Consider the following 1548-nt stretch of genomic DNA (forward strand, 5'->3'; position numbering starts at 1 on the left):
CACTAAGACGGGCAAGTGCCTGAAAATTCTCAGAGCTCCGAGACTCTACGAAGCCATGAATATCACTGGAGTGACAGGATTAACTGAGGCACAGAAAGCAACTCTGAAACAGTTGGGTGCGATCGCATAAGTAGGCAACCCCATTAACTAGCCGTGCGGGAAGTCCCACGCTATACCCGTAGGGTTAGCGTGTTTGTTGAAAGCACGGACAGGATAAGCGAAAAGTTTTTCGATGTCTTGACGTGTTACTGTATTATATATATGATAGTAACAAGGTCGATAAAAGAGTTGAGTGCGATGAAACATAAAGCCGTCAAAGTCAGAATCTATCCGACAAAAGAGCAAGTTCAAATATTAGCTCAGCATTTTGGATGTGCTCGCTGGTGGTGGAATTATGCGTTAAATCACTGCATAGAGACTTACAAAGAAACTGGCAAAGGACTAAAGCAATCTGCACTCAACTCTATGCTGCCAAAACTCAAAAAAGAGAAAGAGACTGAATGGCTAAAGGAGTGCTACTCCCAGGTACTGCAAGCCGTGAGTCTCAATATTAGCCGTGCATATCAGAACTTTTTTGAAGGTAGGGCGAAATATCCTAGATTTAAGTCATATCATCATCGCCAATCAATTCAGTACCCCCAGAAAGTCAAGCAAGTAGGTGACTGTCTTAAATTTCCCGGAAAATTAGGATTTGTTAAAGCAGTAATTCACCGTCCACTAGATGGAACAATCAAGACTGTAACGGTTAGCAAAGATCCTTCTGGTAAGTATTATGCCTCTGTTTTGATGGAGTACGATTCCAAGGAATTAAAGCCTTCTAAGGACGGAAGAGTTATTGGCATTGACTTGGGTATCAAGGATTTTGCGATCACCTACGATGGCGATAAGACTTCTAAATTCAGCAATCCCAAGCACTTAGCTAAATACGAAAAAAAGCTAGGTAAAAAACAACGCATTGCAGCCCGAAAAAAGAAGGGTAGTAATGGTCGCATAAAAGCACGTAAGATTGTAGCTAAGGTATATGAACGTATTGGAAATGTCCGTCAAGACTACCTGCACAAGCTATCTAGAAAGATTGTAGATCAAAACCAGGTAGTGGTAGTCGAAAACCTAAACGTCAAGGGCATGGTTCGTAACCACAAATTAGCTAAAGCAATATTTGATCTGAGTTGGGGAACCTTTGTAAATTTCCTTTCTTATAAATGCGAAAAAGAAGGAAAAGTACTGGTCGAGATAGATCGGTGGTTCCCCAGTTCCAAAACCTGCTCTAATTGCCATTACCTAATCAAAGAGTTGCCGCTAGATGTAAGGTCTTGGATTTGTCCAAGCTGTGGCACTCATCACGATAGGGATGGTAATGCAGCTAAGAATATTAGAGCAGAAGGGATCAGAATGCTATCCTCCTCTGGGACGGGGGAGGTCAACGCCAGTGGAGAAGAAGTAAGACCAAAGCGAGGGCGTCCGTCCAAGCTAAGGCATTCTTCGGTGAAACTGGAAGCCTACACTGTACCCAACGGGTCGGTGTAGGTAGTTCACTTGTGCCTAGGT

At 43.0% G+C, this 1548-nt stretch carries 1 protein-coding gene; it reads left to right on the forward strand.

Annotated elements, in window-relative coordinates; all coding sequences use genetic code 11:
* Nucleotides 1-297: 297 nt before the first annotated feature.
* The gene (locus tag F6K49_RS47810; protein WP_293109609.1) at nt 298-1527 is read left to right on the forward strand and encodes an RNA-guided endonuclease TnpB family protein; all 1230 of its coding nucleotides are present in this window, start codon (nt 298-300) and stop codon (nt 1525-1527) included.
* Nucleotides 1528-1548 lie beyond the last annotated feature (21 nt).

It is taken from the genome of Moorena sp. SIO3I6, assembly GCF_010672095.1.